21 protein-coding genes are annotated in these 26,227 nt (G+C 50.9%); 6 read left to right on the top strand and 15 right to left on the bottom strand.

Going from position 1 to position 26,227, the window contains the following annotated elements:
- The first annotated feature begins 190 nt into the window (after positions 1-190).
- Complete coding sequence (locus tag EKN00_RS01995; protein ID WP_127848470.1) at positions 191-1,558, top strand: hemolysin family protein; 1,368 nt, start codon at positions 191-193, stop codon at positions 1,556-1,558.
- Between the two features lie 80 nt (positions 1,559-1,638).
- Here the strand turns inward: EKN00_RS01995 and EKN00_RS01990 are convergent, their stop codons facing one another.
- Both EKN00_RS01990 and EKN00_RS01985 read right to left on the bottom strand, forming a co-directional pair.
- Positions 1,639-2,505 (bottom strand): DegV family protein, encoded by an 867-nt coding sequence (locus EKN00_RS01990; RefSeq protein ID WP_127848469.1) that lies wholly within the window; start codon positions 2,503-2,505, stop codon positions 1,639-1,641.
- A 1,197-nt stretch (positions 2,506-3,702) separates the two neighbouring features.
- Positions 3,703-4,644 carry an alpha/beta hydrolase gene (locus EKN00_RS01985; RefSeq protein WP_127848468.1) on the bottom strand — a complete coding sequence of 314 codons (942 nt, stop codon included), beginning with the start codon at positions 4,642-4,644 and terminating at the stop codon, positions 3,703-3,705.
- Positions 4,645-4,774: 130 nt separating this feature from the next.
- On the opposite strand from EKN00_RS01985, the gene EKN00_RS01980 reads away from it, so the two are divergent.
- Positions 4,775-5,233 (top strand): MarR family winged helix-turn-helix transcriptional regulator, encoded by a 459-nt coding sequence (locus EKN00_RS01980; protein WP_127848467.1) that lies wholly within the window; start codon positions 4,775-4,777, stop codon positions 5,231-5,233.
- Between the two features lie 160 nt (positions 5,234-5,393).
- Here the strand turns inward: EKN00_RS01980 and EKN00_RS01975 are convergent, their stop codons facing one another.
- Both EKN00_RS01975 and EKN00_RS01970 read right to left on the bottom strand, forming a co-directional pair.
- Entirely contained in the window at positions 5,394-5,912 is a 519-nt protein-coding gene (locus EKN00_RS01975; RefSeq protein ID WP_127848466.1) for a GNAT family N-acetyltransferase, read from the bottom strand.
- Positions 5,913-5,925: 13 nt separating this feature from the next.
- The gene (locus EKN00_RS01970; protein WP_127848465.1) at positions 5,926-6,840 is read right to left on the bottom strand and encodes a proline iminopeptidase-family hydrolase; all 915 of its coding nucleotides are present in this window, start codon (positions 6,838-6,840) and stop codon (positions 5,926-5,928) included.
- Positions 6,841-7,024: 184 nt separating this feature from the next.
- Between EKN00_RS01970 and EKN00_RS01965 the strand changes: the two genes are divergently transcribed.
- Complete coding sequence (locus EKN00_RS01965; protein ID WP_421825367.1) at positions 7,025-9,367, top strand: cation-translocating P-type ATPase; 2,343 nt, start codon at positions 7,025-7,027, stop codon at positions 9,365-9,367.
- A gap of 94 nt (positions 9,368-9,461) precedes the next feature.
- Here the strand turns inward: EKN00_RS01965 and EKN00_RS01960 are convergent, their stop codons facing one another.
- The 10 genes from EKN00_RS01960 to EKN00_RS01910 all read right to left on the bottom strand — a co-directional run bounded on the left by EKN00_RS01960 (position 9,462) and on the right by EKN00_RS01910 (position 21,875).
- A complete protein-coding gene (locus EKN00_RS01960) occupies positions 9,462-9,815 on the bottom strand; it encodes a hypothetical protein (RefSeq protein ID WP_127848463.1) in 354 nt (117 codons plus the stop codon).
- A gap of 457 nt (positions 9,816-10,272) precedes the next feature.
- Positions 10,273-11,832, bottom strand: coding sequence for a degradosome RNA helicase CshA (cshA, locus tag EKN00_RS01955; RefSeq protein WP_127848462.1), 1,560 nt, complete (start codon positions 11,830-11,832; stop codon positions 10,273-10,275).
- Between the two features lie 1,236 nt (positions 11,833-13,068).
- On the bottom strand, positions 13,069-14,454 hold the full coding sequence (locus EKN00_RS01945) for a UDP-N-acetylmuramoyl-tripeptide--D-alanyl-D-alanine ligase (RefSeq protein ID WP_127848460.1): 1,386 nt from the start codon (positions 14,452-14,454) through the stop codon (positions 13,069-13,071).
- Between the two features lie 77 nt (positions 14,455-14,531).
- Positions 14,532-15,278 carry a hypothetical protein gene (locus EKN00_RS01940; protein WP_127848459.1) on the bottom strand — a complete coding sequence of 249 codons (747 nt, stop codon included), beginning with the start codon at positions 15,276-15,278 and terminating at the stop codon, positions 14,532-14,534.
- 115 nt (positions 15,279-15,393) lie between these two features.
- Complete coding sequence (locus EKN00_RS01935) at positions 15,394-16,053, bottom strand: DUF2238 domain-containing protein (RefSeq protein WP_241559440.1); 660 nt, start codon at positions 16,051-16,053, stop codon at positions 15,394-15,396.
- A gap of 910 nt (positions 16,054-16,963) precedes the next feature.
- Positions 16,964-17,212: a type B 50S ribosomal protein L31 gene (locus EKN00_RS01930; RefSeq protein ID WP_127848458.1), complete on the bottom strand. Its 249-nt coding sequence runs from the start codon at positions 17,210-17,212 to the stop codon at positions 16,964-16,966.
- A 221-nt stretch (positions 17,213-17,433) separates the two neighbouring features.
- Positions 17,434-18,699 carry a UDP-N-acetylglucosamine 1-carboxyvinyltransferase gene (locus EKN00_RS01925; RefSeq protein WP_127848457.1) on the bottom strand — a complete coding sequence of 422 codons (1,266 nt, stop codon included), beginning with the start codon at positions 18,697-18,699 and terminating at the stop codon, positions 17,434-17,436.
- A gap of 131 nt (positions 18,700-18,830) precedes the next feature.
- Positions 18,831-20,432: a CTP synthase gene (locus EKN00_RS01920; RefSeq protein WP_127848456.1), complete on the bottom strand. Its 1,602-nt coding sequence runs from the start codon at positions 20,430-20,432 to the stop codon at positions 18,831-18,833.
- Positions 20,433-20,828: 396 nt separating this feature from the next.
- Positions 20,829-21,386, bottom strand: coding sequence for a DNA-directed RNA polymerase subunit delta (gene rpoE / locus EKN00_RS01915; protein ID WP_127848455.1), 558 nt, complete (start codon positions 21,384-21,386; stop codon positions 20,829-20,831).
- A gap of 51 nt (positions 21,387-21,437) precedes the next feature.
- Positions 21,438-21,875 (bottom strand): YwiB family protein, encoded by a 438-nt coding sequence (locus EKN00_RS01910; RefSeq protein WP_127848454.1) that lies wholly within the window; start codon positions 21,873-21,875, stop codon positions 21,438-21,440.
- Between the two features lie 216 nt (positions 21,876-22,091).
- On the opposite strand from EKN00_RS01910, the gene EKN00_RS01905 reads away from it, so the two are divergent.
- Together EKN00_RS01905 and yidA are read left to right on the top strand one after the other, a co-directional pair.
- Positions 22,092-23,450 carry an HD domain-containing protein gene (locus tag EKN00_RS01905; RefSeq protein WP_127848453.1) on the top strand — a complete coding sequence of 453 codons (1,359 nt, stop codon included), beginning with the start codon at positions 22,092-22,094 and terminating at the stop codon, positions 23,448-23,450.
- A 44-nt stretch (positions 23,451-23,494) separates the two neighbouring features.
- Positions 23,495-24,307, top strand: a complete 813-nt coding sequence (yidA, locus tag EKN00_RS01900; RefSeq protein ID WP_127848452.1) for a sugar-phosphatase — start codon at positions 23,495-23,497, stop codon at positions 24,305-24,307.
- A gap of 44 nt (positions 24,308-24,351) precedes the next feature.
- Here yidA and EKN00_RS01895 read toward each other — a convergent pair whose 3' ends face one another.
- Complete coding sequence (locus EKN00_RS01895) at positions 24,352-24,801, bottom strand: NUDIX hydrolase (protein WP_127848451.1); 450 nt, start codon at positions 24,799-24,801, stop codon at positions 24,352-24,354.
- A 322-nt stretch (positions 24,802-25,123) separates the two neighbouring features.
- On the opposite strand from EKN00_RS01895, the gene EKN00_RS01890 reads away from it, so the two are divergent.
- Positions 25,124-26,179 (top strand): YdcF family protein, encoded by a 1,056-nt coding sequence (locus EKN00_RS01890; protein WP_127848450.1) that lies wholly within the window; start codon positions 25,124-25,126, stop codon positions 26,177-26,179.
- The last annotated feature ends 48 nt before the right edge of the window (positions 26,180-26,227 follow it).

Raw genomic sequence — 26,227 nt, 5'->3', positions numbered from 1 at the left:
CGTCTCTATAGTTTGCTGCTCTTAGAATACCACGAATCAGTGCCCCGTCGACAACACGACAACTTGATGAAAATTTAAGCGCCTTGATTTACTGGATATATGGCCAAAACGTATTTGCATTTTGTGTTTACCCATCATTGATGATAAAATTGAGGCATTCTAGTAAAAAGTGAAATGGGGAATAAATACTATGGATAGTGGCCAAGTCGCCTCTAGTCTTTTGGTGATGGTCGTTACCTTCCTTTTTGCCGCATTCTTTGTGGCAAGTGAGTTCGCGCTGGTGCAAAGTCGCCCAAGCGCGCTCGAGGAACTGTTAGACACCTCTTCTGGCCGGAAGCGGGGCAAAATTAAAACTGCTCTGAAAATGGTGCATAACCTAAATGAATATCTATCAACTACTCAAATTGGGGTTTCCGTTGCGGGGCTGATTATTGGGTGGATTGGTGAGGAAGTTGTCGAATACCTGCTCGTTGAAATGCTCGGGTTAGTGCACCTACAACTTCCCGGTGGCGGTCTGCACATGATTGGTGCCGTTCTTGGGATTATCATCCTGACTTACATCGAAGTGGTACTGACGGAAATTGTACCAAAGAACATTGCCATTGATTACTCAACCAAGGTATTGCTCTTTGTTGTGACCCCGCTACATTACTTCCACGTCATCTTTTATCCATTTGTTTGGTTCCTAAACGTTTCTTCAGTCGGCTTCCTGCGTCTCATTGGCATTAAACCTGCTGACGAGGGTAATGAAGCATTTTCTCAGGCCGAAATTCTTAACCTGAGTAAAACCGCGGTAACAACCGGGGACATGGAAGAAAACGACGTGGTCTACATGGAGCGCGCATTTGACCTCAACGATAAGACTGCCCGCGACGTAATGGTCGATCGGACCCGTCTTGATGTAGTGGACATCACCGCTACCGTCAAGGACGTCCTGCGCATGTACCTTGAAGAAGGTTACAGCCGTTTTCCAGTTGTCGCTAATGGGGATAAGGACAAAATTCTCGGCTACGTGTATGTGTACGACCTTGTCCGCCAGTCTCGCGTCGACGATTCCATCCGGGTCTCCAAGATTATTCGTTCCATTGTCACGGTACCCGAAAGCACACCAATCCACGATATTCTCCAACAAATGATTAAGAGCCAAGCCCCAATGGTCGTTGTTTCCGATGAATACGGTGGGACATCCGGCATTGTCACCGATAAGGATATTTACGAAGAACTATTCGGGACCGTCAAGGATGAAATCGATGATGTCTCAGACGAATACATTATCGGCACCAAGGACAAGAATGTTTACAAGGTCAGTGGGAAAACTACCCTGTATGATTTCGAACGTTTCTTCCACACCGACTGGGAGGACTTTGACGACGCCGATATCATTACCGTGGGTGGTGCAATTCTCGAAGACCATCCCGACCTCAAGGAACACGATGTCGTTCACCTCGGCCGCTATATTTTCGAAGCGGACACGGTTGAACGCGGATTCGTAACGTGGTTCAAGGTCACGGTTGGTCCAGAAGTACCGACCGTCGATGAAGACGAAGAAGACGAATAGTTACTAAAAAGATCAATTGGGTCCAGAACGATGGACTCAATTGATCTTTTTGTTGTTTCGTGAATACATTAAGCTGCGCGTTAAAGGGTGTACGTCTGCCAGTCTGGTGCAACAAAGGCGCCCACTACCCCTTCGCCGGTGTGTACGCCAACCGCTGGGCCAATTGTGCCACGGTCCATTGGTGACTCGGGCATCGCCTTTTGAATTTGCGTTTGCAGCGCGCGAACCGCTTCGGGCGCATTAGCGTCGATTACACCAAACCGAACTGGCCCTTCAATCTTTTCGGCCGCCGCAATTACGTTATTGCCTATCTTGCCAATTGCCCGCCGCGCTGTCCGCTCTTTACCAACAGGCTCTATTTTCCCCTCGCTCAGGCTCAAAATTGGCTTGATGGCGAGCAGATTACCGAGAAAAGCAGTTGAACCACTGATTCGACCCGTCCGCAGCAAATGCTTCAAATCGTCAACAACGAACCAGACATACACGTCACGGTTGAACCGTTCAAGCACGGGGATGATTTCGCTGGGGGTCAACCCGGCCTCGAGCAGGCGACGCGCCAACTTCACCTGATAACCAAGGCCGGCCGAAATTGATTGTGAATCAACCACAATCACCTTAATTGGCTCGTAATCCGCCACAAACCCACGTAAACTATCGACCATCCCGCTTAACGCGGCACTAAGATGGATTGAAAGCACCACATCGTAACCTTCCGCAGCCAGCCGCCGATACTCCTCATCTAGGCGGAACAATGGCGCTTGTGCTGTCGTCGGTAAGATTGTCTCGGTTCGCATACGCGTGTAGAAATCGTCACTGGTAATCGTTTCGTTTTCGAATTGTTCTTCATCGCCAAAAATAACGGTCAGCGGCACCACCGTCACATCCAATGCTTTTGCCTCTTCGGGACTAAGGTACGCGGAACTGTCGGTAACAATTGCAGTTTTCATCCATATCCTCCATCTCTTTCGTGACGCGTGCCGTCACAACTTCTTAGCGACATTGTATGTGGCAAATCCGCACGCCACAAGGTTCCAGATGTCACTTATCGTTGTCCGGCAGCGTGAGTCCTTTCGGTGGTCGTAGTTACGCAGTGGTATAGGGGCCGCGACTGGGCGGGGCCGGTGCGCGTTCCGTGCGGCTGGGATTTTCCGTGCGGCCGGTTGAAGCCCCAAAAGCGGGGTCTTCAACCTAAAAATTCAGCCCCGCATCTGCTTTTTGGGGTTACGAGCCTAATACGTGTTGTTATGATCTGCTGGAGAAGCTTTGTTCTTCCTGACGGGTCTTAATTTTTGCCGGCTATGGTGTGGAGAAGCCCGATGCAAAACCCGCATCGGTCTTCTCTCACCATAGCTTTCACAGGAAAATCCCAGCCGCACTACACACGCACCGACCCCACCCAGTCGCTACATCGTGGTAAAAAGAAAATTTCACCGGGGCTTTTACATAGGGAAAAACACAGCACATTCGAGCGGCTAGTCTAACACTGTTCAGCATCCGGAAATGACCGAACTGTTGACTACTTATGCAGCGGAGCGTTGTGGGGTTTGGCCGGAGGGTCCGGGCTGGGCCTCGGGTGTGCCGCCCAGCCGTGGCAACAAAGAAAAGAGGTGTGACGACCGCGGTTTTTGCGGTTGGCACACTCCTTTTCTTTGTGGGAAAAATTTAGATTTGCATTGAGGAGCATTCAGGATTTTGGGTACGAGATAGAACATGCGATTACATGCCAAGCATCGTACGAGTTAGGTTCAGGCCGCGACGATGCAAAGCTAAATTTTTAGTCTGGAGACGGCGCTTTTCCGGCTCCAGACGACCGCCACAGCGACCACGGCGAAGCGCACCCGAGGCCCAGCCCGGAACCGGAGGCCAAACCCCACAACGCGGAGCCTCCCCCTACTGGTACACCTTCACCAAGAGCTCACGCTGCCGGACAGCGTAAGTACCCTGCAATTGTTGAATAATATTGTTACTTAAAGTAAAACACCATTCACGCAACTACCGAATTCTGCGCGAAATTATTTAATTTTTTCCAAACCGTCGTAATATCTGTCATGATTTTTGCTCAAATATTATGATTTTATTTCGATAGAGATAATTTAGCCAATCAGTTAGGATGATTTTCTAAACTTTAGTTGCGTGCGAAGAGTTTATAGGTGCTGGCCCATAAACTTAAGCACCCGTTGCCGATATGCTTTTGGGTATTTACCGTAACTAGCTGCATGGCCGGCGCCGGGAACAATCCAAAGCTGCTTTACCCCTGCACTCGCCTTGTAGTTTTGCCGCACCATCTTGGTTGGGACGAACTTGTCAGCCGCGCCATGAATAAACAAGGTCGGTAGCTTATTTTTGGCCAGGGACTGTGTGCTGCTAGCGGCCGCATAGTTCACACCCGTATGGAATTTAGCCAGGGCCAAAACCCCCGGCACAAGTGGCCAACGGGGCAGGTTGTACATGCTGCTAGCTTGGTAGGACAGTTCATCATCGACGCTGGTGTACCCACAATCTTCAATAATCGAACGAACTTGTTTCGGTAAATCCATCCCCGATAGGTACATGACCGTCGCACCACCCATCGACACACCAAATAGCCCTATCTTACTGTTTTGTCCGTTTTGCCGTACCACTTGCTTAATCCACTGCAGGTAATCGCGCCTATCAGCCCAACCATAGCCCACGTAATTCCCGGCAGAAGCACCGTGTCCCCGATCATCTGGAGCCAGAACGTTGTAACCCGCTTCATGAAACATCCGGATATATTCGGCCATGTCTTCGTGAGTATTCATGTAGCCGTGCGCCACAACAATCGTTTTATCTGTGGCCTTGGCCGCTGGCACATACCAGGCCTTTAATTGCCACGACGGCTTGCCCACAGCGCGTTCGTGCCACACGCTGTGGTTTACCCGCTTCAACCAGGCACGCGCAGCTTTTTCGCTGGCACTTTGCTTTGTACTAAGAAAACTCTTTTCACTAGGAATGAAGGCGACGCGGTAGAAATACTCACATGCACCCACGTACGCTACACTTAGAATAACCACGAAAGAAGCAACAACGGCAACTAATCCGCGGTGTTTATGGAACCATAATTTCAAAATAAAATTACCTCACTTGCTCAATATTTAATTTATTTGCACAACTGTGGGCGAAAACCAACATTTTTCGTTCTAGCTATTGTACAATTAGAAGCATAATGTTCGATTACCAGACTAGGAGGCCTTAAAAATGGAAACCAACGAGCTGATGAATGCATTCATCGATGTGTACTTCAAGACAATGAAGGACCTCAACCTGACCCTTCAGGCATCCATGGCCACGTATCAAGTATCCTTTGAGCAGTACCAAATACTCCGCGACATCGCCACTAACCGGGTCAGCAATTTGACTGACATCGTGCGACTGCGCGGCGTGACTAAGCCCGCAATCGCACGTCAATTACGGACGCTACGTAACTTAGATTACATCAGCCAAACCACTGCTGAAAATGATCGACGCCGGCACATTTTAAAATTGACGACTGTGGGCGCTCGCATTGAACGCGAAATCACCGCAACCGTTAGCGAATTTTTTGAACAGTTTGTTGATGCTGTTGGTGCGGACAAAGTCGAAACGTTGCGTCAGCTGCTAGCAACAATTGATGCCGATTACCTAGAACCGGCAAAGCTCAATGATCAGCAAAAGTAATCACCAATAAAGCCATGTTATACTTTGCAACTTGTTGATGCTAGTTAATCACAGGAAGAAAACTATCTAATTGAATATCGCCAGCTTTAACTTTACACAAAAAATCCCGCGCAATGTCGAATTACGCGGGATTTTTGTCTAAACACATGTCACTTCTGGTTTAGTTTAAGGGCAACTCGTACGCAAAACGTTCCGGTACGGGTTCGTCTAGATAAACCACACCAGCGTATTCAAAGCCATTGCTCGTGACCACGTGCTGCATGATTTTATTGTCTGGATGTGTATCAACGCGGACGTTACGGACGTTGCGCCCATACAGCTCACTGAGCAGCGCCGTCAGGAACGGTCGACTCAGGTGCAATCCGCGACCCGCATCACCAATGGCAAAACGGTGAATCGCATAATAATCGACATCTGCCGACCAACCGTCACCCTCAATGAACCCATAAAAGGGATCCGGTCCCGCAATCAAGCTGGCAATGCCGACGACCTTTTTATCCAGAATTAAGACGCGGTTTGTGCCCGCCTCAATATCCGCTCGCACGGCAGCCTCGTCTGGATAAGCCCCCTGCCACTGATCAATTTTCTGGCTAGCAAGAAACGCCCTTGCTTCAGCGATGATTTGCATAATTGCCGGGACGTCGGCTGGCGTCCCCGGTCTGGTGAATGTTACTGGCATAAACTACTTCCTCCTACAGCGGGTTACCGTTCGTCACATCAGTCAAAAATGCACCCAAGTTGGCAAAATAATCATCCGGATTATCAAGCATCTGCCCATGACCAGCATTTGGCGTGATGTGCAAGCGGCTGTTAGGCAACTCGCTTGCCATGCGCCGTGCGGCCGTTAGCGGCATTGTCTCGTGGCCGCCAAAGGTCAAGTAGGTTGGCACCGTGATGTTCTTAAGGTCGCCGCGTCGATCCCAATCCTTCAAGGCCCCAACCATCACGAACTCGTTGTCACCCTGAAAATAATTGTATACGGGTGTGGCCATGGTTGAAATTAAGTGTTTTGGCTGCGGGTCACTGGCATGGTGCAGGTAATTTTCACCCAGTTGTGCGACTAGTTCAACGTAATGCGGGTCACTGAAGTTGTGCTCAGCTTCACATTGCTGCATGAACGCTACCTCTTCAGCGCTAAACATCGATTCACGAATTGCGTTGATGTTGTCGATATATTCATCGAGGTTATCAATCATCGAGCTTAATATCAGGCCGCGCAGATGCTGGCCATACTTCAGCGCGTATTCGATTGCCAAAACCCCGCCCCACGACTGACCGAGCAGGAAGAAATTGTCTAGGCCAAGTTGTTGCCGGACTTCTTCAACCTCATCCAGATAGTAATCGATGTTAAGGAATTTTTTCCGGTTTTCTGGGTCCGTGAAATCCGGTTGATCGGAGAACCAAGAACCGAGCTGATCGTAGCGACTAACGCTGACCCCGTATTGCGCGAGCTTCTCGCCAAAGTTCTCGAACACCTCATTCGTGCCACCGGGGCCACCGTGCAGCGTCAACAACTGAATGTCACCACTGCCAGTTGTCTGCGTCCATATGTGATATCCGTTGCTGAGGGTCACGAAGCGGGTGCCGTTTTTCTTTGTTTTGGGCAAAAAATCATCTCCAAATTATGTATTGTTCCCATTATTGCGCAGCACCGTACGCCAGACAAGTTGCTTTGATCCCAGTACCCTTAAGATTTAGCCTAAAATATTGTCCCTGCCACCCATTTACCCCGCCAAACCAGTAAAATGAAGGTAACAACAATCATCTCAGATTACACTTAGTTAAGGAGGTATGCACATGGCGACCACAAAAAATCAGGGCTTAACCGCCGCGGCAGTCACTCAGCGTGTTCAAGCCGGAGCGGTTAACACAACCATGACCCCACTGACACGCTCAGTTAGCCAGATTATCGCCGGCAATACCTTCACCCTCTTCAACCTCGTTAATGTGGTGTTAGGTGCCCTTATTTTCACGACCGGCAGCTACACCAACCTGCTTTTCCTTGGCGTGGCCATCGTCAACACCGCAATTGGGACCTTCCAAGAAATCCGCGCAAAACGCCAGCTTGATTCCCTCACAATCTTAAATCAGGCAAAAGCACGTGTGCGCCGAGATGGCAAAGAAGCCACAATTCCCCAAGACCAGATTGTGGTCGATGATGTTGTCCTCATTCGCCGCGGTGACCAAATCAGCGTCGACGGGACAGTAATCGTAGACACACACGTTGAAATCGACGAAAGCCCGTTAACTGGTGAACCGAACGCGATTACTAAGGCCCCCGGCGACCAATTGCTTTCCGGTAGCTTCGTCGTCGCCGGTAACTCAGAGATGCGCGTCACCCACGTCGGTAACCAAACCTTCGCCGCCAAACTGGCGCTGGAGGCAAAATCCGAAAGGGAAAGCACTAGCCAGCTTCTCGCCACGATTAACCGGATAATTCAGGTACTCACATGGATTCTCATCCCCCTTGGTGTTGCCCTGTTTGCCGTCTCCATGTTCCGCCGCGGTGACTACAACCGCGCCATTCTCACCACCAGCGCCGCGGTCATTGGGATGATTCCAGAAGGGCTGGTGCTGCTGACAAACGTCGCCCTCGCAGTTTCTAGCCTGCACCTTGCTAAGAAGCGCGTGCTCGTGCGCTCCCTCACCGCCATCGAGGCACTTGCTCGAGTTGACACGATTTGCCTCGATAAAACTGGTACCATCACGAGTGGCAAGCTCAAGCTCATCGACACAATCGCAACCAGTACGCACACAAAAGCGGAGGTTGACCAGGTTGCCGCAGCGATTATCTACGCGCTGAACGATGACAATGAGACCGCACTCGCAATTAAGGCCGCCATGCCACAACCCAAATTTTGGACAACGACCGAAACCGTACCGTTTAGCTCGGCGCGCAAATGGTCTGGGGCCAGTTTCAGCGACGGCAACAGCTACTTCATCGGGGCACCAGAATTCACTTTTCCAAACGGTCTGCCCACCGCCGCGGCGGCAATCGTCAAGAACGCTGCGCAAAAGGGGCTGCGCGTGCTTGTGGTCGGCAAGTCTGCCGGCCTTACCAACCCGCTGCCAGACCCCGAACTGTTTGGCCTAATTACCATTGCTGATGAATTACGGCCAACAGCAATCGAAACGCTGGGCTTTTTTGCCAAGCAGGATGTTGATCTCAAGGTGATTTCCGGGGATAACCCCGTCACCGTCGCCAACGTTGCGCGCCAGGCCCAGATTGCCGGTGCGGACCGGTACGTGAACATGGCCACAATCCCTGCAAACGCCGATTTCCACGCCCTCATGCGCGATTACACCGTCTTCGGGCGCGTGACCCCCGAGCAGAAGCGCTCGCTAATTGCCGCGTACCAGGAAGATAACCACACCGTCGCGATGACTGGGGATGGGGTTAATGATGTGCTCGCAATGCGCCAAGCCGACTGCTCCATCGCAATGGCCAGCGGGGCGGACGCGGCAAGTGCCATCGCCGATTTTGTTCTACTCGATTCGAATTTCGACGCAATGACCGGTGTCCTCAATGAGGGACGGCGGGTCATTAACAACATCGAATCCGTGGCGTCACTCTACTTAATTAAGACCATGTACTCCGCTGCGCTGGCTGCCATCTTCATCTTCTTGAACATGGACTACCCAATTGTGCCAATTTATTTGACCCCCGTGTCAGCCGTGGCCGTTGCAATTCCATCGTTTTTCCTGACACTTGAACCCAACTTCGCCCGGGTTACCGGCCAATTCCTGCAAAAGGTTATGACTTACGCCGCACCGGCATCACTGGCCATTGTGCTCTACACACTTGGCCTGACCTGGCTCGAATATCTATGGCACATTCCGTTCAACACGACGGGCACACTCGTTGTGTTCATGATTGGGTGCGTCTCGTACAACGTTCTGTTCCGCGTATCCCGGCCATTTAACCGCTACAAATTCGGAATGGTCGTCATTGTCGGTGTCGCCCTCTTTGGCGTGTTTTTCGTCGTCAACCCGCTGTTCTCCCTGGTTAACCTATGGGATTGGCGTTGGTTCCTCCTGTACGCCCCGCTGGCGGTATCGACGGTCCCAGTGTACCTCCTGCTCCAAGAGTTCCTGGGCCGCCGCATTTTAGCCAAAATTAACTGGCGCCATTAGCCGGTTCGTCCAGCAATTCAACCGCTGAACGCGAAAAAACAGCATTTCCGCAATAAATCGGAAATGCTGTTTTTTGTTAGCTGCAACTATCTATTTAGATGTACCGTGCACGGTTTTCAAAGTTCAGCTTGCCAATAACAATATCGCGGGCCGCATGATTACCTTCGATCAGAATTCCCAGGTTATCAAGCACTTTGTAAATGTAGTTTTGCGTTGCGAGCGTTGCGTTGATGTTGAGTGGCAACTTTTCGCCCTTCGCTTCAGCGTACTCAATGGCATCCATAATGGACAAGCTGACGGTGTCTTGGAAACTAGTTTCAAGGTGCTTGTATAGTTTGCCAATCTGAATATCAATGTATTCCTTAACGGCCAAGAAGTATGGACGGTGAGCCGCCTGCAACTTCATGTAACGTTGTACGAGCTGGTTATTATCAATTTCTGCTGGCACGAGAGTTCTCCTTTGCTGGTGCAAAATATATTTCAACTGCGCCACAAACCGACGCCTTTAAAAACACTATCCTGTATAGTGTAGCTAATCCTAGGGTGTTTGCAAAGTGAAATAACGTATTTTCAGCGATATTTCATGATGATGCAAGCATTGGTGTGTCTAGAGCAACCACTAAAAAAGCCCCATAACGTCCATTGACGTCATGGGGTCCGCGTCACTTCTCCCCAGAAGCACGCTTACCACGCTGGAAAAAACGACTGAGGCTTAATCTACCTACACTCCCATGTGGTTCAGTCTGTAATTCCTACACCAACAGAATAGTCGCTTTTCCCCTAAACGTCAATTATTTGTTCCTACATACTGCAAATGTGCATCCCCACCAGGCTGCCGCAGGCCAAAAAAAACCAGGCACAACAGACGAAAATCATGTCTGTCCTGTCTGGTCCTTATTTAATGGCTAGTGCTTAGAGCCGCGGTAGCCACCCTTGTTCCCATCGCGGGAATCCCGGTTGTCGTAGCGCTTGCCGCCACGGTGATCGCGGTCATCAAAACGACGCTTGCCTTCGCCGCCTTCACGCCGATTACCGTTGCCGTGCCCGTTGTAACCACCGTTACTACGGCCGCTGCTAAAGCGACGGTTACCGCCGCCATTGCGGTTGCCGCCACGGTAGCCGTTACCACCGCCACGACGATGGCTTGGCAGAGGACGTTCTGGCGTAATCTTAACTGGGACGCTGGACGCGTCATCAGGTGCGACTGCCTTGAGGTATGCCATCACGAGCTGTTCTGGGGTGTATTCGGTCAGAAGCTGTGCGGCTTCATCAGAAAAGCGGTCCAGATCATCAGCTGCGAGCTGTTCCTTCACCGTTGCCAGAGCGGTCGCCATTTGGCCCTTAAAGGCTTCAGCTTCCGTTGGTGGCTTGAGGGGAAGCATCCGCTTCTTCGTCAGATCCTCAATGGTGTGCAGGTAATCGATTTCGTTAGGAGCAACGAAGGTTACGGCAATCCCGGACTTCCCGGCACGGCCCGTCCGCCCGATACGGTGAACGTAACTGTCTGGGTCCTGAGGAATGTCGTAGTTGTAAACGTGGGTGACGTTGGAAATATCGAGCCCACGAGCAGCGACGTCCGTTGCAACAAGGAAGTCAAGCTGACCACTCTTGAACTGACGCAAAACTTGCATCCGCTTCTGCTGAGTAAGATCACCATGAATACCTTCAGCACGGTAACCGCGAGCCTGTAAGCCCTTGGTCAGTTCGTCAACACGACGCTTGGTCCGGCCGAAGATAAGTGCGAGTTCAGGAGCCTGCACGTCAAAGATGCGGGTCATAACATCGAACTTTTCGTAGTCCTTGGCACGAACATAGTACTGTTCAATGCTGTCAGCGGTCAGTTCCTTGCTCTTAATCTTGACGGTAACTGGTTCGTGCATGAACTTCTTCGTGATGTTCATGATTGGTGCTGGCATCGTTGCGGAGAACAGCAGTGTCTGCCGGTCTGCAGGTGCCTGAGAAGCGATGCTTTCGATGTCTTCAACAAAGCCCATGTCGAGCATTTCGTCGGCTTCATCAAGAACCAAGGTCTTCAACTGGCCGAGCTTAACCGTGTGGCGGTTAATGTGGTCAAGCAAACGACCGGGTGTCCCCACGAGAATCTGGGGGTGGTCAGACAAAGCACGAATCTGGCGGCGAATATCAGCACCACCATAAACTGCCTGAACCTTGGCGTGCTTGTCACGGCCAAGACGGTAAAGTTCTTCCTGGGTCTGAATTGCAAGTTCACGCGTTGGGGAAATTACGAGCGCCTGAATGGAACGGTCTTCTGGGTCAATGTGGTTAAGCAATGGCAAACCAAAAGCAGCGGTCTTACCGGTACCGGTCTGTGCTTGGCCGATAACGTCTTTACCGCTAAGTACGAGCGGAATGGTCTCTGCCTGGATTGGTGTTGCTTCTTCAAAACCGGAACGTTCAACGGCGTTCAGCAACTCCTGGTCAAGACCAAGTTCAGCAAATTTCAAAAATGATTCCTCCTGTTTGCAAGCGTATCATCTAAAATAACACTTACATATATCCTATGGGTCGCAGTTTAGCGACCAACTGACGACAACGGCACCTCACAAAACAGGATGGAAACACATTTGAAAATGCTGTTTTGAAAAGTGCTCACGTGATGCTTTCGTAAAAAGCATTCCAATTAGTTTACCATTGATTAGCTTCTATTGCAAAAGCAGTTTTCTGAAAGTGTGATAAGATTTGTGAGAGATTTCAGCTATCATTGCAAATTATGCAACAGATTATTTCGCCGTCCGTCCAGACTCCAATTTCATTTAAACAACTTCCAGCCACAATGAAAGCAAACGCTGTCCGGCAGTGTGAGTGGTTTTGCGGAGGTAGACCAGTGGAGGCTCCGCGTTGTGGGGTTTGGCCTCCGGGTCCGGGCTGGGCCTCGGGTGTGCTTCGCCGTGGTCGCTGTGGCGGTCGTCTGGAGCCGGAAAACCGCCGTCTCCAGACTAAAAATTTAGCTTTGCATCGTCGCAGCCCAAATCTAACTCGTACCATGCTTGGCATGTTGACGCTCGTTTCATCTTGTAACTAAGACCTGACAGCTCCTCACACAAATCTAAATTTTTCCCACAAGAATAGAGGGTGTGCCAACCGCAAAAACCGCGGTCGTCACACCTTCTATTCTTGTTGCCACGGCTGGGCGGCACACCCGAGGCCCAGCCCGGACCCTCCGGCCAAACCCCACAACGCTCCGCTGGATAGCGGTATAAATCCAGACTCGGCACCAGCTTCAAAGAGGAAAACTGAACGGGTCTGAGGTAATTACCTTGGTTGTGAATTTCTCAGTTGTACTTAGAAATCGCGAGCGAGGACTTTAACCACGATGTAGCGACGGGGCGGGGGCGGTGCGTGTGTAGTGCGGCTGGGATTTTCCTGTGAAAGCTATGGTGAGAGAAGACCAATGCGTTTTTTACATTGGGCTTCTCCACACCATAGCCGGCAAAAATTAAGACCCGCTAGGAAGAGCATAACTTCCCCACAGGTCCTAACAATACGTATTAAGTTCGTAGCTCCCAAAAGCAGATACGGGGCTCAATTTTTAGGTTGAAGACCCCGCTTTTGGGGCTTCAACTGGCCGCACGGAAAATCCCAGCCGCACGGAACGCGCACCGGCCCCGCCCAGTCGCGGCCCTATACCACTCCGTAACGGGACCTTCACCAAAACCACTTACGCTGCCGGACAGCGAAAGTTATCCGCGTTCCGCCTCAAGCAGTGCTGTCAATACGTTCTCGAGGTGCATCCCATGGCTACCCTTAAGCATGACGAGGTCGACTGACTTCACGTTATCAAGCAAGTTGATAATCATTCGTTTCTGCTCGCCCTCTGGGTAGTAGTGAATAGCTTCTTCAGGGTACTTATCCGCAAGTGCATCACGTAGAGCAACCATCTCGTTGCCGTACAGGTATACTTCATTAATTTTGTCCGGGTCGAGAACATCCGCTAATCCCGCATGCAAATCGTGACTAGCCTCACCAAGTTCGAGCATGTCACCGAGGACGGCAATCCGCCGCCCCTTCGTTGGGAAACCAGCAAAGTTGGTTAGTACTGCCGCCATGGCCGTTGGGTTCGCGTTGTAGACATCGCTCAGGATGGACTCACCGGCATCCCCAACCAGCCACTGTGTGCGGTTGCTCGTGACCTTGAACGTGGCCAAAGCGCGCTGGATGGCTTCGGGCTTAACGTGGAAACGGCGGCCAACAAGAATCGCAGCCAGCGCGTTAGTGACGTTGTATTCACCCATGATGGGAATGTCAAAGTGTAAGTCAGGCCAGCGGGACAAATCAAACTCCGTGTGTGTCTGGTGCGCAACAATGTTCTTGGCGTACAAATCATTCGTCGGATCGAGCCCAAACGTCTTTTTGTCTTGGTCCACATCAGTAGCACGTTCGCGGAGCAATGGTTCGTCACCGTTATAAATGAACAAGCCATCTTCCTTGAGCCCGTGCGTGATTTCCATCTTCGCATCGGCTATCCGGTCCCGGGTTTTGAAGAACTCGATGTGGGCCTCACCAATCATGGTAACCACGGCCACGTCTGGTTCTGCCATCCGGCTCAGAAAATCAAGTTCACCAGGGTGATCCATGCCCATTTCGACGACCAAAACCTCAGTGTTAGTTTCCATGCTGAGAATCGTCATCGGCACACCGATATTGTTGTTGTAATTATCCCTAGTCTTCACCACGTGGTACTGAGTGGAAAGCACAGCAGCAGTCATGTCCTTGGTTGTTGTCTTACCGTTGCTTCCGGTAATGGCGACCACCTTGGGGTTCACCTTAATCATTAAGTAGTACTGTGCCAGTTCCTGCAGGGCCTTGAGCGGGTCTGCCACCATTATTAGCGGAATCGGTGCCGTAATATCGTCGTGGTCTTCGGCACACAGACTTGCCACCGCGCCACCTTTTGCTGCGGCCGCGATGAAATCATGGCCGTCCCGAACACCTTGCAATGGAATAAACAAATCTCCAGGCTTAATTTCCCGGGTATCGAAACAAACCCCAGTCACGGAGTACTGTCCAACATTTTTTGCTACAGTTGTGTTCAGAACCCCTGCAATTTCCTGAAGGGTCATTTTCATGATTAACTTCTCCAATTCAAAGGTGGCGAAATCACGTAACGTAACTTCTGCCACCCAGCTTTAAATTATTTACTTGATTACGAAAACATTGAATGCCAGGTCCCAGTTGCTCGGTTAAGCACCAGCTGGCCAACTTGAGAACTCGGCACGTCCGCAATATCGACGCCAACGTACAACCGGCGCTCCGATATCTGGACTAGTGGAATAATTACCGTCTGTGCACTGACTTTGGCTTTACTCCAATCAAAACCAAGCCCGTCTGGCAACTTGTCCTGCCACGTCTTCTGCACCGATGAAGGTAACTGTGGTAGTTTTTCATGTCGCCGCAACCGTAGCCAGAACGCCTGCTGGTTAAGTAGTTCCCGTAGATGCCGGTCAATCGCCGCACTAAACACCGCCTCGAACATCTCTGGGTGGCGCCAATATGAATTCACCAATCCCGAATTCATCGGGACGCGCGCATATTGATTCTGCAATTTATAGTAAAAAGGCAACGACATGTGGGTTTTACGGTGCCCCAAATAGAGCAGTTCCGCAATCTCTTGTGGAAGAAGGTCATCAACAAACCCCTCATCGCGGTAATCCAGCCAAGCAGCATTGCGGCCGGGAACACTCTCCAGGAATTGGCGAACGGCCACACCACCGTCCACTACATTGAAGCCGGTGTGGGCATTAATTGTTAGGTCGTCCGTAACCGGCGGCAACACCAAGATGTGCTGCGGGTTTGCGTTGGCCGTATTCAACATATCAACGGGATCAATTCCCATCGTCACGAACGCGGTTGAGATTGGCTCAAATCGCACGTACATCATCGAATTACGCAAGGCTTTTCGTCACTTTCTGCATGGTCATGAACATTGTACACCGGTATTTTCATCCGGGCTATATACGTAAGTAAATCAAGTAAATCGCATTAAGGTTCCCTAATTTTAGAAAACCTTAATTCAATTTTCGAAGCTTAAACGTGTCGAGCCAGCGCCGGTTTTTTCTGATTGCAAAAAAGCCGTATATGCCAAGTAGCACGCTCCCCACTACGTCCATTAGCAGGTCACCCATTGTGTCATATAGGGCAGCTTGACCCACCAGCGCCTGACCGTGTGCCATGTATCGTTGCATGTTCATCCCCAGCAAGGAGTCACCCGTAAACTCATAGAATTCCCAGAAAACGCCAATGCTAATCCCGAAAACTGCAGCAAATAACCCAATTAATGCTGGGGAAATGTGGTCCAGGTACTTTTGCGGCGTTAATCCCGCAAAGACCATGTACCCTGTTCCCGCCAAGATTCCCGCGGAAAATAGGTGTTCAACCTTATCCCAATAGTGAATCGAGTATGCCTGCATCCCGGTACCAAGTAAAATCGCCATCAAAATGAAAATCTCGTATAGCGCCACGAGTACGTCTGGCAACTGCCGTTTCATTAGTCGTTCGAGAATTAGGGGCAATGATGCAATTACCAATCCCGACGCCACCTGCACGATCAGTTGCAACTGATCATGGTACAAGGGATGTCCGGCAGAAAGACGCTGGCCGCAAATCAGAATATAAGCGACGGCCCCAATCATGTTAATCCAGTAAAGAACTCTGCGAATCATATGCATGCGCACACCTCCTGTGACCAGTCTAGCATGTTTAGCGCAAATGCCGCCGGTCGCAGGTCTGAGATTTCAAAATAGCCGACTTTTATTTGTGCATTATGCATATGTAATAAGAGGAAAATTATCATTGTTTAAAAATGATTCACATTATTTTGGGACATAAAAAAACCACCGCATTGCGGTGGAAAGTTTGGGGGAACTTTTTTGGGGAGTGTAAGTTTAGGTTTGTATCGGGCTCTTTCGCCCTTGCAGGAACTATATTACCGCATTTAGTGAACAATGCAAACAGTTGACATCCAAAAATGGGTTCATTTTTGAACCTGTCATCACGGTAAAATTGAGCGTATACATAAGTTTTTTGTTTAGCATTGTTCATTTGCGCTGAACACACCAAGAAATTAGTTCGAACGAACATCGCCACTGCTGTTTTGTAAGCGTGGCTAACCGGCAACGTAGCAGCTTTTGTCACTAATCTTAATCTCATTTGCCGTTTTGCCTTAAGGTTTGCCTTTAATTTAGATAGCTTTGGCTAATGCTTACGATAAAGCCGCATTATAAAAGATTGAACTTTTTGGTCAAAAAATTTTTTGTATTCTTTATCGCTTTTTGCCCGCAAATGCACGTTTAAGCCCGATTAACAAAATTAGCGAGTCGCCTGCACTTATTGATCGACCGCCCGCCCCGAGCACCGGTACTTACAACTATAAATAAGGGACCAGGTCCGGTGCGCCACGCCGTTCACCACTAGTGGCGATTCGTGCAATTGGTGGTTAGCGGTTGTTGTAACATCAACTTGCCGACTAGTGGCTTGCCGGTTACGCACCGTGATGCGGTAATTACCACTTGCAAGCGGCCGTGCAAGACATAAAAAAACTCGCTCCGCGCATGCGCGAAACGAGTCCAAAAGCTAGATTTACTTGTTGAGACCGTACTTCTTGTTGAAGCGGTCAACCCGACCATCAGCCTTAGCAAACTTCTGCTTGCCGGTGTAGAATGGGTGGGAATCGGAAGTAACTTCGACACGAACAACTGGGTATTCGTTGCCGTCGTCCATAGTAATGGTTTCAGAACTCTTCTTCGTGGAACCAGCGATGAACTTGTAGCCGGTTGCGGAGTCGAGGAAAACTACCTTGTGGTAATCTGGGTGGATGCCTTGCTTCATTGTAATTACTCCTTTGCCCTGAGATATTGCCTACCTCAGAGATATTTATTTAACCTAGGTAGTTTACCACAACAAGACACGGTAAACAAATCCAAAACCCCGATTTACGCATAAAATGCCAACCAGTTATCGCTGTAATAATACCCTTCGCTGGATGGCCAACAACCCTTAATGGCAATGAAAAAGGGGCGCACATTAAGTGCGGCCCTTTTTGTAAACACTTATGGTAAATCCAGTAACTCGACGTCAGCACCCAGTGCCTTAAGCTTCATTACCACCCGGTCGTAACCGCGTAAGATGTTGTCGACCTTGGAGATAACGGTGTCCCCGCTGGCCATCAGCCCCGCCACCATGAGGCACGCACCACCGCGAATTTCACCGGCAACGACCTCGGCGCCGTGCAGGTTAGGACTGTGACGAATGACGATTTGGTCATTTTCCACGTGAATGTCCGCCCCCATTTTGGCTAGTTCGGGCACATGTCCGGTCCGCTTCGGGTAAATGGTGTCGATTACGCGGCTTTCACCCTGCGCTGTGAGGAGAAGCGGGGTGAGTGGCTGCTGCAAATCGGTTGCAAGACCCGGATACGTGTTGGTCTTAACGAGAACCTTCTTGAGTTCGCCTGAAGGGTACACAAAGATAGAGTCTTCGCCCACTTCCATGGTTACGCCCATCTCTTCCAACTTGGCCAAAAAAGCATCCAAGTGTTCCGTGATGACGTTACGCACCATAATACCTTCACCCATTGCCGCCGCAAGTGACAGGTAAGTACCAGCTTCGATGCGGTCCGGAATGATTGTGTGGGCATTGTGTGCGGCCAGTTCAGGGACACCGCTAATGCGGATTGTCTCCGTCCCCGCGCCCCGAATGGTGGCGCCCATGTTGTTTAAGTAGGTTGCAAGATCAATGATTTCGGGCTCTTTCGCCACGTTTTCAATGACAGTTTTCCCCTTCGCCGTAACGGCTGCAAGGATAATGTTAATGGTTGCGCCAACGGATGCCATATCAAGGAAGATACGGGCGCCGTGCAGTCCCTCTTTTGGTGCATCAATCTGAATAATTCCGTTGTGGTCAATAACGTGCGCGCCCAAAGCTTCGAAGCCGTTCACGTGCTGATCAATGGGCCGCGGACCAATATCGTCCCCACCAGGCATGCCAATGACGGCGTGGCCAAAGCGGCCGAGCATCGCACCCATGAAGTAATACGAGGCACGCAATGATTTTATTTTTCCATCAGGTAAATCGGTTTTGACAATTGCGGTCGGGTCTATCTTCAGTACGTTCCCGGTGAAATCGGACTTAACGTTCATTTCGCCCAAAATGCTCATCAGGTTATACACATCCTGAATGTGCGGAACACCATCCAGGATCACCGGCGTCCGGGACAGGATTGCGGCTGGGATAAGAGCCACAGTGCTATTCTTTGCGCCGCCGATGACGACCTCCCCGGCGAGCCGTTTGCCGCCGTGAATCAGCATTTTTTCCATTAAAACGATTCCTCACTACTCGTAATCGATCGTGTTACGAACTTGTAATTCGCACTCATTATTCCAGTGTATAGAAGCGCCCCTCAAAAAACAAGGGGCGCCTCCGTAACTAGATATGAAGTTAAATTGTTCTAATTAAAGTTTCCCGCAGCCTTAATGAATGCTTCGAACAAACCTTCTGGCTTAGTTGGGCGGGACTGGAATTCTGGGTGGTACTGGGAAGCAACGAAGAACTTGTTTGCAGGCAGTTCGATGATTTCCATCAACCGGTTGTCAGGTGATGTTCCGGAGAAGACCAGGCCCTTAGCTTCCATTGCCGCACGGTACTTCGTGTTGAATTCGTAACGGTGACGGTGACGTTTCTGGACTTCCTTGACGTTGCCGTATGCAGCAGCGGCAACCGTGCCGGGCTTAAGGTCACATGGGTACAGGCCAAGACGGAGTGTTCCACCAAGGTCGCCTTCCTTATCTTGGTCAGGGAGAATGTCGATGATTGGGTCGGCACAGTCTGGCTGGGTTTCGGTTGAACCGGCACCCTGCAGGCCAAGAACGTTCCGGGCGAATTCAACGGAAGCCATCTGCATACCAAGACAGATGCCGAGGAATGGCACGTTGTTTTCACGGGCGTAACGAATTGCGGCAATCTTGCCTTCGAGACCGCGGTCACCGAAACCACCAGGAACCAAAATCCCATCGGCGTTACCCAGAATCTCGGCTGCGTTGTCGTCGGTCACATCTTCAGCCTGGATCATGTCAATGTCCATACCCGTGTTGAAGTGGTAGCCGGCAGACTTCAGTGCTTCGGCAACGGAAATGTAGGCGTCCTGCAGGGAAACGTACTTACCAACAAGCGCAATCTTAACCTTGCCGTGCAGGTGCTGAACGCGCTGCTCGAGGTCGGTCAGGTCCTTGATGTCCGCTTCATCGGCCTTGATGTTCAGGTACTTGCAGATGTATTCGTCCATGCCCTGTTCGTGCAGCACACGAATAATGGAGTAGATGGTTGGTACGTCTGGTGATTCGATGACGGCTTCGGTTGGCACGTCGGTAAAGAGCGCAATCTTTTCCTTCATGCTGTCGGTGACGGGCTTTTCGGTCCGCAGCACCAGCATGTTAGGCTGAATCCCCAGCCCGCGCAGTTCCTTAACGGAGTGCTGGGTTGGCTTCGTCTTGAGTTCACCGGCTGCACGCAGGTAAGGAACAAGCGTGGCGTGAATGTAAAAGACGTTCCCGGCACCGACCTCGGACTTCATTTCCCGAATTGCTTCGAGGAATGGCAGGCTTTCGATGTCCCCAACGGTCCCACCGATTTCGGTGATAATCACGTCGGAGTCACTGTGCTTAGCCGCACGCATAATCTTTTCCTTAATCATCCCCGTGATGTGGGGGATAACCTGGACAGTCGCACCGTTGTAATCCCCGTGGCGTTCCTTGGCGAGTACTTCAGAGTAAATCTTCCCAGTTGTGACGTTGCTGTATTTGTTCAGGTTGATATCGATGAACCGTTCGTAGTGTCCAAGGTCCAGATCGGTTTCAGCGCCATCGTCGGTCACGAATACTTCACCGTGCTGGTAAGGATTCATGGTGCCGGGGTCCACGTTGATGTACGGATCGAACTTCTGAATGGTCACCTTCAGGCCACGACTCTTAAGCAGACGGGCAAGGGATGCGGCAACAATCCCCTTCCCGAGCGAGCTGACAACCCCACCAGTGACAAAAATATACTTGGTCATTAGTATCTCCTTCTGCAAGCAAGACAAAGTGCCAACCATGGCACAACGTCCCGCTTGTAAGCTATAGTCTACAACGCAACATCTTGGCGCAATGCATGCAATCACATTAACACTCAGCCAAATAATCGGGGTGAAACAACAAAAATAAAACAAGCCCCCCATTTCTTACGGAACGGGGAGCTTGTAACTGAATGACTCCATCTTCTGGAGTGCCCAAAAAGTATGGTATCTAAAACGGGGCGGTAAGTCAACCAATTCTGGCGACTTACTGCCCCGTTTGTGTGATTTGTTTCATTCTGAATGTGAAACATTTACAGAAAATCAGGCACATCGCGTTTCAAAATTAAAAAACAAAAAAGCAACCGAACACAATCCGGTTGCTTAATTAAGTGTCACTTATTCTTCGTCATCATCGTCGTCGGTGAATTCGTTGAGCTGACCTTCAATCCCATCTGGGAGGTCGTCTTCTTCATCATCGCCGTCGTCAGGGTCATCAGCGGCTGCATCATCGTAGCCGGCCCCGGATTCATCGTAATCTTCATCGGTGTCCAAATCATCGTCTTCTGGGTCGTCATCGTTGTAGTCGATAACGTCATCATCATCCCCAGCATCGGCGAGGAAGGCGTTAACCTTCTTGCGCTTCTTGCGGCGGTTTGCACCCTCTTCTTCATCGAGGTGGTTAACCTCTTCGTCGACAGATTCGTATGGGTACCAGGAGCGCAGTCCCCAGACGTTGTCGCCGAGGGAAATGAAACTCCCATCAACGTTCAAATCCGTGTAGAACTGCGGCAAGCGTTCGCGAATTTCTTCATCGCTCTTGCCCAAATAGGTCTGAATCTCATTGGCGAGATCGACGAAGGCCATCGTGTCGCCCTTTTCCTCCAAGATTGCGTGAGCAACCTCAATCATGGATAACTCAGTTTTATCGGCGTCTTTGAATACGTCAAGTTTCAAACTAGTCGCGCCCCTTTCAACATTTTCACAGATACATCTAAATATACTTGATTAAGCAGTAAAAAGCAATCGCATGCGGTAATCACCCAAATGCTCGCCGTTTGCCTTCAGCCGGTACTCCAGGTAAACCTGTCCGGACAAAGGTTCCGTCGTGAACAACACGTCGAGTCTTGGCGTCACCGTACTTACCGGAATGATACCATACGGCGTGCGGTATTGCGCCTGAATTTCCTTTTCCGCCATGAAATCCATGTGCATGTGCGTGGTCCCGTCGCTACTGCCGCGGGTCAGGCCCACCTGGTTATCGCCCTTAATTTTAATCGTCACCGGCAATTTGTCACCAGTTGGTTCAGTGTACCGTACATAAATTGTGTCGCCAATCTGAACCATCTGTCCGGCTTCATCAAACTGATGGTGCTCAGCCTGCCCATCTTGGGTCACCCACGTTTCGAGTTGCACGCGGACGGGAATTCCCTTCGTCATATCCATCAGTATCACCTCTACACTTTCCAATTGAATCCAAATCTGCACTTTTTAAGCTCCAGCCAACATTATAACGCGAAAAGCACGTTAAGCCGAACGAAAATGACTGTTTAGTCGCAAAAGCCAATTAGCTTGCCTATAATAGTAGATAACAGATTAGGTGCATGACGAAAGACCGCTGTGAGTCTTCCCGCCGTGCCCCACACAAAGGATGGTGTGCTTATGAACAGCCCAATGCTTCCCCGGGAAAAGGTCTTTCGTGATCCCGTGCACAATTACATTCACGTTCAGCACCAAGTGATTCTCGATTTAATCAATACTCCGGAAATGCAACGTCTGCGCCGAATCCACCAGCTCGGCGTCTCCAACCTGGTGTTCCAGGGCGCCGAACACACGCGTTTCACCCACTCACTCGGCGTCTACGAAATCGCCCGGAAAATTTGCGATAATTTCCAGCAAAATTACCCAACCAAAAATGGCGGCGCCGATGGACTGTGGGACGACAACGAGCGCCTCATTGCGCTGTGTGCCGCGCTGCTCCACGATATTGGCCACGGTGCTTACTCGCACACCTTCGAGCATATTTTCGGTACCGATCATGAGGCCATCACCCGCCAAATTCTCACCGACCCAGACACGGGCGTGGGCAAGGTGCTGCGCGGCGTCAGTCCGAAATTCCCGGAACAGGTCGCCAGCGTCATCGATCATTCATACCCGAACCAGCAAGTGGTCCAAATGATTAGCAGCCAGATTGACGCCGACCGGATGGATTACCTGCTGCGCGATGCCTATAACACGGGCACCAATTATGGCCTGTTCGATTTGACCCGGATTTTGCGCGTGATGCGGCCATATGCTGGCGGTATTGCCTTTGAGCCCAGCGGCATGCACGCCGTCGAGGATTACATTGTCAGCCGCTTCCAGATGTACCAGCAGATTTACTTCCACCCCGTTTCCCGCAGCATGGAGGTCATCTTGACCAATTTGCTCGGCCGGGCCAAGGAACTGTTCGAGGCCGGCGACTTTGATGACCATTACAATCCGCGCCTGCTCGACCCGTTCTTCAACCACAATTTCACCCTGCGCGACTACCTGATGCTCGATGATGGTGTGCTGAACACCTACTTCCATTACTGGCTCGATTATCCCGACCCAATCCTCAGTGACCTAGCCGACCGCTTCCTGAACCGGCGTCCATTCAAGTCCGCCACATTCACCACGGCGTCTAAAGATTTGCTCCCGAAAATGGCCGCACTAGTTGAGCAATCCGGCTTTGACAGCCGCTATTACACCGCCACCGACTCCAGTTTTGACCTGCCGTACGACCAGTACGATCCCACCAGCGCGACACCAAAAACGCAAATCGAAATCATGCAACTCGACGACACGCTCGAGGAACTATCAACGCTGAGTCCACTGGTCGGTGCCATCACCGGGAAGGTCACCGGCGACAACCGGTTTTACTTTCCCAAGCAGATGCTGGCCAAACCAGATGCACCAGAATACACCCCGGTAATTGCAGAGTTCCAGCGCTACATCTTGAACGACGAGATAATCGACCCACAAATTTTGTCCCGCTGAAGCACCTAATGTAAGTTGGGTTAATTCAATTTTGGAGGTAAATCATGACCATCAAGTTAGTTGCAATCGACATGGACGGAACGTTGCTGAACCCAGATCAGAAGTTAACGCCGGAAGTTGCCGAAACCATCCGGCAAGTCCGCGCCCAGGGAACCCGGGTCGTTTTGTGCTCTGGCCGACCGCTGCCTGGTGTCATGTCGTTTCTCCCCGAGCTGAATCTCATCAGCAAGGACGATTACGCCATTCCGTACAACGGTGCACTGGTGCAAAACACGGCGACGGGTGAAGTGCTAATTCGCCACACCCTTAGCTTTGCTGATTACCTGCGCCTGCACTACGAAGGCATTCGCCTGAACGTGACGGTTGCTGCAGAGGATGAAGAGGCAATGTACACCGACGCACCGGAACTGGGCCACGACATTATGTACGAGGCCGTCGCCACCAGCATGCCGCTGCGCTTCTGCAACCCGGCACAAATGGAGCGGAACCATGAATTCTCCAAGGTGTTTTTCACGGGTGACAAGGCAGCACTTGATGCAGCGGAAACAAACATGGATCCCGCTTTGCGCAACCAGTTTTACGTGGTGCGCAGTGAGGATTACCTGCTTGAATTCATGAATCGCTTTGTCTCCAAGGGGGCGGCTCTGCGCGAATTGGCCGGAAAACTCGGAATTGACGCCAGCGAGGTCTTGGCCCTAGGCGATTCGCACAACGACATCTCCATGTTCGAGTTTGCCGGCACGGGTATTGCAATGGGCAACGCCATCTCCGAGGTGAAACAAATCGCGTCCGGCGTGACCGGAACCAACGCTGAGGACGGCGTGGCCCAGGCGCTCAAGAAGTACGTACTCAAATAAAAAAGGACGACACCTAGCAGTGCGTCCCTCATGTTTTAGTGAAATTAAGATTGGTTCAGCTTGAGCCACTCCGCAACCGCGTAACGGTGCGTTGGCCGCTTCAATTGCGCAAGCGCGAGGTCAATCGGCATCATCATCAGGGTGTTGAAATCCTCTAACGGATTGGCTACCTGCTTAATGTCACTTGCTGCGTAAAAAGTTGCGGGATGGTAGTACGCAGTTTCGCGATGATGTGAATAGAAGTACTCGGCCGCTTTCCCAAGCTTCGGGCCGATGGTAACCGCAACGCCGAACTCCTCAAGCAATTCGCGCTTCAGCGTCTCCTCGTCGGTTTCACCAGGCTCCACCCCACCCCCGGGCAGAAAGATTGCATTATTGGGCGCCGCCAGCGTTAAGATGCGCCGACCAGATGCATCCGGAATCACTGCGTAAACACCAATACGTTCAACATAATCATAATCAGGATTTTTGGTACCAAATACTGGATTAGTCATTTTTCCTCCCGAGGGACGCTAACGTTTAGTCGAGCTCCGTGAGGCAGAAGTTTGCGGCTACCTGGACATAAGCACTGATGGAAAAACGCCATCACTGCTTATGTCCCTGTAGTCCTCAACTTCTGAACGCCTCACTCCGCTCTGTGTTTTAGTCGAGCTCCGCGCCCCAGAAGTCTGCGGCTACCTGGACATAAGCACTGATGGGAAAACCGCCCATCACTGCTTATGTCCCTGTAGTCCTCAACTTCTGAACAGGGCGCTCCGCTCTGTGTTTTCTAATTATATCCTAACACCACCCAAATCGAAAGGACACTTTTGCGTTTTGGATAATTTCGTTATATTTATCTCCGCCGTCGCCGTTATTGTTACGCTCGTTGCCGGAATCAGTTTTGCCGTTGAACCGCGGCAATTGCTCAACGGTCTGCTGATCAACATTGCCATTACCGTGGACATCCTCGCAATCGGCGGCTTAGTGATTGCCAGCCAGATTCAGTGGCTGATTGCCCCCGCCGTTGTCGCGTTCATCGTCGTGGTTGGGGTCATCGTCCTGTTCTTTGCGCTGCACTTAGTCTGGCTGATCTGGAATGCCATTGTCGTTTGGCGACGCGAACGTCACACCGTCGGCAACATGCTCACCCTGCTCCTGGCGCTGCTCATCATCGCCATCGACATTTTTGGCGTATTCGGCCAGCGTTTTCTGCCCGACTACATGTATGAAGCCATTAGCGGCATGATTGTTCTGCTCGTTGCCTATGTCGGGCTGACCCTTTTGAATTTCCTCACCGCACTTGTTGCCTACAACCTGCACCGACCGCTGCATAATCAGGATTACCTGATTGTGCTTGGCGCTGGACTACTCGGCGGTGAACGGGTCGGGCGGCTGCTCGGTGCGCGCATCGACGTGGCCATTAAGTATTACAACCGCCAAAAAGCGCGTGGCCGCAAGCTGCCCACCATCATCTTTTCCGGCGGCCAGGGTCCCGATGAAAAAATCAGTGAGGCGGAAGCCATGCGTAACTACGCTATTGACCACGGCATTCCCGCCAGCGACACCTTGCTGGAAGACAAAAGCCGCACCACCTTCGAAAACATGATGTTCTCCGCCCAAATCATTCACAAGGTCACTGGCGACAAACCGTATCGCGCCCAGTTCTGTACAAATAACTACCACCTTCTGCGTGCCGGTTTGTTCGCTAGAGCGGCCGGCATCAAGGCCAATGGACTCGGCGCCAAAACCGCGTTCTATTATTTACCGAACGCCACGATTCGCGAATATGCTGCCATACTGATGATTAATAAAAAGCGCCACCTAATCACCGTCGCGTTGTTATGCTTCTTCCCCATCATTGCGATTATTGTCGGTCTGCTCACCCATTAATGCTGACACACACTCGGGCTAAACGTTATAATTAAGTTAGATAAATCA

The organism is Lacticaseibacillus hulanensis (assembly GCF_004010095.1).
Taxonomy (GTDB): domain Bacteria; phylum Bacillota; class Bacilli; order Lactobacillales; family Lactobacillaceae; genus Lacticaseibacillus; species Lacticaseibacillus hulanensis.
The sequence above is the reverse complement of the archived record's forward strand: the minus strand, read 5'-3'. Positions and strand labels throughout refer to the sequence as shown.

Excerpts from the sequence above, each read along its gene's own strand:
- EKN00_RS01905 (WP_127848453.1), top strand. The coding sequence starts at position 22,092 with ATGAACAGCCCAATGCTTCCCCGGGAAAAGGTCTTTCGTGATCCCGTG.
- EKN00_RS01975 (WP_127848466.1), bottom strand. The coding sequence starts at position 5,912 with ATGCCAGTAACATTCACCAGACCGGGGACGCCAGCCGACGTCCCGGCA.
- EKN00_RS01945 (WP_127848460.1), bottom strand. The coding sequence starts at position 14,454 with ATGAAAATGACCCTTCAGGAAATTGCAGGGGTTCTGAACACAACTGTA.
- EKN00_RS01995 (WP_127848470.1), top strand. The coding sequence starts at position 191 with ATGGATAGTGGCCAAGTCGCCTCTAGTCTTTTGGTGATGGTCGTTACC.
- EKN00_RS01910 (WP_127848454.1), bottom strand. The coding sequence starts at position 21,875 with ATGGATATGACGAAGGGAATTCCCGTCCGCGTGCAACTCGAAACGTGG.
- EKN00_RS01925 (WP_127848457.1), bottom strand. The coding sequence starts at position 18,699 with ATGGAAAAAATGCTGATTCACGGCGGCAAACGGCTCGCCGGGGAGGTC.
- EKN00_RS01920 (WP_127848456.1), bottom strand. The coding sequence starts at position 20,432 with ATGACCAAGTATATTTTTGTCACTGGTGGGGTTGTCAGCTCGCTCGGG.
- yidA (WP_127848452.1), top strand. The coding sequence starts at position 23,495 with ATGACCATCAAGTTAGTTGCAATCGACATGGACGGAACGTTGCTGAAC.
- EKN00_RS01935 (WP_241559440.1), bottom strand. The coding sequence starts at position 16,053 with ATGCATATGATTCGCAGAGTTCTTTACTGGATTAACATGATTGGGGCC.
- EKN00_RS01895 (WP_127848451.1), bottom strand. The coding sequence starts at position 24,801 with ATGACTAATCCAGTATTTGGTACCAAAAATCCTGATTATGATTATGTT.
- EKN00_RS01965 (WP_421825367.1), top strand. The coding sequence starts at position 7,025 with ATGCACATGGCGACCACAAAAAATCAGGGCTTAACCGCCGCGGCAGTC.
- EKN00_RS01930 (WP_127848458.1), bottom strand. The coding sequence starts at position 17,212 with ATGAAGCAAGGCATCCACCCAGATTACCACAAGGTAGTTTTCCTCGAC.
- EKN00_RS01990 (WP_127848469.1), bottom strand. The coding sequence starts at position 2,505 with ATGAAAACTGCAATTGTTACCGACAGTTCCGCGTACCTTAGTCCCGAA.
- EKN00_RS01980 (WP_127848467.1), top strand. The coding sequence starts at position 4,775 with ATGGAAACCAACGAGCTGATGAATGCATTCATCGATGTGTACTTCAAG.